We start from the raw sequence: 4,261 nt of genomic DNA, 5'->3' as shown, positions 1-4,261 counted from the left end.
AGCTTATTATTGACTAGAGTCATGCTCCTAAAAGCCCTCTAGCCTAACAGGCAGCGCGAACCCCTCCTCCCTGAAGCGTTTTGCTCAACTTTTGCTCTAAGGTTGCACGGCCATCTCCAGGGATCCCCGGTGTACATCAGCGTCATCATTCCCACCTACAACCGCCGTCCCATTTTGGAGCAGTGTCTGCGGGCCCTGGCGCAGCAGCAGCCCGGCCCCTACGAGGGCTACGAGGTGGTGGTGGTGGACGATGGCTCCACCGATGGCACAGTGGAATGGCTGCAGAACAACCCCGTTGGCTTGCCCCAGTGGAAACTGTTGCAGCAGGAGCACCGCGGCCCCGCCGCTGCCCGCAACCTGGGGTTTCGCCACGCCCAGGGATCCCTCATCGTCTTTATCGACAGCGACCTGGTGGTGGTGGATCACTTCTTGGCCAGCCACGCCCAGATGCTGCGGCGGCACGGCGTTACAGGGGATCCCCGCTCCCCCCACGAGGCCAAGGTCTTCACCTACGGGCGGGTGATCAACACGAGCAATTTTCAGGATCCCCGCTCCGAACCCTTCAAGCTCACCGATTTTTCGGCAGCCTTTTTCGCCACCGGCAACGTGGCCATTGCCCGCCATTGGTTGGAGCTGGCCTGCGAAACCCCCGCCGGCCCCTTTGACGAGCGGTTTCACCTCTACGGCTGGGAAGACCTGGAGCTGGGGGTGCGGCTAAAACGTTTGGGCCTGCGCCTGGTCAAGTGCCCCCAGGCCACCGGCTACCACTGGCATCCGCCCTTTGAGCTGCAGCAGATCCCAGGATTGATTGAGCGGGAACGGCAGCGGGGCCGCATGGGTATTCTCTTTTACCAAAAACACCCCACCTGGGCCGTGCGCCTGATGATCCAACTGACGCCCCTGCACCAATTCCTGTGGGGCCTTTTATCCCTGGGGGGCTGGCTGAACGAGAAGCGGGTGGAACCGCTGCTGCGCTGGTTGATCCGGCATGGCCGCTCGCAGTTGGCCTTGGAGCTGTGCCGGATTTTTTTCCTCAACTGGTACAACGTGCAGGCCGTTTACGAAAGCTACAGAGCGATGAAGGCGCGAAATAAGGGGATCCACTCGGCTTGAGCTGCCACCAGGGCGGGGTAAGTGAGTCGGCCATAATCCTTGCCGGGAATGAGAGGCTGGCCGGGATCCGGATCGGCACAGCTCAGGGGTTCCCAAACGGCGCCGGCCCCCTTGACAATGGCCCACACTGCCGCCACATCCCAGATCTTGGGCGAGCGTTCTACCGCCCCCAAAAGGCTGCCACCGGCCACCGCCAGCAGGTTGTAGGCAGCGCCCCCCAACATCCGCGCTTTGCAAGGGAATTGCGGGCTAATCCAATGGCTGCTGCGGGAACAGAAATTGAACAATTGGTTGGGGCCGGGTGAGGCGGTGCTAGGACGGATTGGCTGGGGACAGGCGGGATCCCGGTCGTGGCGGGTGAGAAAAGCTCCTGCTGCTGCATCCCCAGGAAACCGAGGCCAATAACCGTAAAAAGTCTGGCGGATGGGCGGCAGATGGACACAGCCAAACACCGGCACGCCCCAATGCAGCAAAGCCAAGGAGCTGCCCCAAATGGGGATCCCACGGGCAAAATTGGTGGTGCCATCCAAAGGATCCACTACCCAACACCACTCCTTCTCGGGAAAAATGTGGTTGGATTCCTCGCTCAGATAACCGTGATCGGGGTAGGCAGCGGCAATGGCCCCTTGAAAAGCGCGATCCGCCCACTGGTCAGAAGAGGTTACCAAGCTGCCGTCGGCTTTTAAGGACTCCGTCCCGCTGGCGCGAACCGTAGGGTGGGCCTGGCCAAAGTCTGCCAAGAGCTGGGATCCCACGCTGGCCGTAGCCTGCAAGGCAAACTCGGTAACCTCCAGCCAGAAAGGGGATAGAGCAGCAGTTGCAGAAGGAGCACTCATGCCCCAATCCTAGCGGGATCCCTGGCTTTTGGGGTGGAAAAGGGGTCGCAATGGCAGCGGATCCCTCACAAGCAGGTTCTAGGCCCATAAGCTGAATAGAATCAAATCATAGGTAAACTCCCCAGCTGGCCACCCTCCTCCATGAACCAGCGCCTGATTGGACAACTGATTGGCAACCGCTACCGGCTGACCCGCCACATCAGCGAGGGTGGCTACGGCAATGTGTTCGAGGCGGTGGATACCCAGCTCAATGACGAGCTGGTGGCCGTCAAGTTGTTGCGCCCGCCGCCCCCGGACATGGGCCCAGAGTACTACCAGCAACTGCAGCAACGCTTCATGGATGAGGCCAGGGTCAGCGCTCTGTTGGGCGAGCACCCCAACATCGTGCAGGTGCGCTCTTACGGCCTGTACCAAAACCAGCCCTATCTGGTGATGGAGTACCTGAATGCCAAACCCTACAGCGGCCAGGGGTTGGACTATGTGCTGGCTCGGGAAGGCCCCTTGCACCCAGAGCGAGTGGTGAACTTGGCTCTGCAAATTTGCTCTGCCCTGCACCACGCCCACAACTTTCAGATGGATCTGGGCAAGCACTCCATTCGCGGCGTCATCCACCGCGACATTAAACCCAGCAACATCTTTGTGCAGAAAGGGCCCGATGGGAAAGAGCGGGTCAAGATCCTGGACTTCGGCATTTCCAAGCTCATGGGGGAGACCTCTCGTGGCCTGACGCAGACGGGCTATTTTTTGGGCACGATGGTCTATGCCTCGCCCGAGCAAATGCGCGGAGAAAAGCTGGATGGCCGCTCCGACATCTATTCCCTGGGGGTGGTGCTGTACGAGCTGTTAACTGGTGCGTTGCCCTTCGAGCCGGATACCGACACCTTGCAAGGCTGGTACCACGTCCACAACTTTCAAAAGCCCCGCCCCTTCCAAGACCACAAGCTAGCCCACCCCATCCCTGCTGCTCTGGAGAGGGTCATCCTCCAGTGCCTAGAGAAAGACCCTGCCCTCCGCCCAGCCAACATGGAAGGGCTCAGCCAGCAGCTACAGGCTGTCTATGGAAACAAGGTTGCCCCTCCTGCCCCGTTCGTCCCCTCAAGTTCATCTCCTGCATCTCCAGGTGTTCGTCCCCAGCGGATCCCGACCGGATTTGGCCAGCCGACTTCCCAACAGCCGATGGGTCGAGCCGCCCCAGACGAGGAAGAAAAGCTACAACGGGCGGTAAGCCTGATCGAGGCAGGCGAGTACAAGATGGCCGTCCATTTGCTCAACGAGCTGATCCAGAGCGCCCCCAACGAAGCCCGCTACTATCTCTACCGCGGTCTGGCCCACCAACGACAGGGGCATTGGGGCCTTGCCCAGATGGACTATCAAGGGGTGCTGCGGCTGGAACCGGGTAACCCTTCAGCGGAACAGGGACTGCGCGAGGTAGAGCAGAAAGTTGGGCAGGAACATGTCAACAGCAAGTCCGGCTCTCATCTGTTGGATGCACCCCTGAATGCACCCCGCCTGGGCAAAGGGTCGGCGTTGAGTTGGCTCTTGGCCAATTTGGGGGCGGCTGGGATCGGCTACCTGGGGCTGGGGGCATCAGCGCCTCTGCTGGCGGCTTTGGGATCGCTACAAGAAGCGGTGGCTGGAGCCGGCCTTGGCTTGCTGATGGGGCTGCTGCAGTGGCTGGTGTTGCGGCGGCAGGTTTCGGTGGGATGGGTGGCTGCAACTCTGCTGGCCACGGCTTTGGGTTGGGTGGCAGCGGATTTCCTCGCTCCCCAGGTGGGGGTGGCAACCTCTGCTTTTAACCCGACGGATCCCTGGCTCCAAAATGTCTTGCAGGCAATGGGAGATGCGCTGCGCGGTTTGCTGGTGGGGGTCGGCGTTGGTGGGCTGCAATGGGCCTTGTGGTCTCAGCGCTGGAAAGGTAGCCGGGCTTGGCTCTTGGCGGCAGTTGCCGAAGGGGCAGGATCGACTCTGTTGATGGGTTGGCTGCTGGACAATACTACCTTGAACAGTTGGCTGCTGCTGATCGTGGGGCTACTGGCCAACACGCGCCCCCTTAGCGCAATGGTGCTTTTGAATTTGCGCCGGATCCCTCCTGTTCAAAGTCAACAACAAGCCCCTTAGCCCACAGGGATCCCATCTGAGTTCTCTCTCTCAAGAAGAGGGAAAGACAGGAATCAAAACCGCTCATTATTTTTCTCACGATTTTTCTCACGGTTACCGGGGAGCGCCGTGAGATCCCCAGCTCAGAGCTACGCGACTGGTTGTAGGGAGTAGGGTCGTTTGAGCTAGTAAACTACCCGACTCCGACCGCTAAA

The 4,261-nt window shown here is 60.2% G+C and carries 3 protein-coding genes; 2 read left to right on the top strand and 1 reads right to left on the bottom strand.

Annotated features, from left to right (window positions below):
• The first annotated feature begins 129 nt into the window (after positions 1 to 129).
• Positions 130 to 1,113 (top strand): glycosyltransferase family 2 protein, encoded by a 984-nt coding sequence (locus NW815_RS00215; protein ID WP_414389037.1) that lies wholly within the window; start codon positions 130 to 132, stop codon positions 1,111 to 1,113.
• Here NW815_RS00215 and NW815_RS00210 read toward each other — a convergent pair.
• Positions 1,068 to 1,949: an inositol monophosphatase family protein gene (locus NW815_RS00210; RefSeq protein WP_011433458.1), complete on the bottom strand. Its 882-nt coding sequence runs from the start codon at positions 1,947 to 1,949 to the stop codon at positions 1,068 to 1,070. The genes NW815_RS00215 and NW815_RS00210 overlap by 46 nt on opposite strands.
• A gap of 141 nt (positions 1,950 to 2,090) precedes the next feature.
• Here NW815_RS00210 and NW815_RS00205 point away from each other — a divergent pair, with 141 nt between their 5' ends.
• Complete coding sequence (locus NW815_RS00205) at positions 2,091 to 4,067, top strand: protein kinase domain-containing protein (RefSeq protein WP_414389035.1); 1,977 nt, start codon at positions 2,091 to 2,093, stop codon at positions 4,065 to 4,067.
• The last annotated feature ends 194 nt before the right edge of the window (positions 4,068 to 4,261 follow it).

The sequence above is a fragment of the Synechococcus sp. R6-7 genome (genome assembly GCF_047461695.1).
Classification (GTDB): Bacteria; Cyanobacteriota; Cyanobacteriia; order Thermostichales; family Thermostichaceae; genus Thermostichus.
This window is presented reverse-complemented; position numbering and strand designations above follow the sequence as displayed.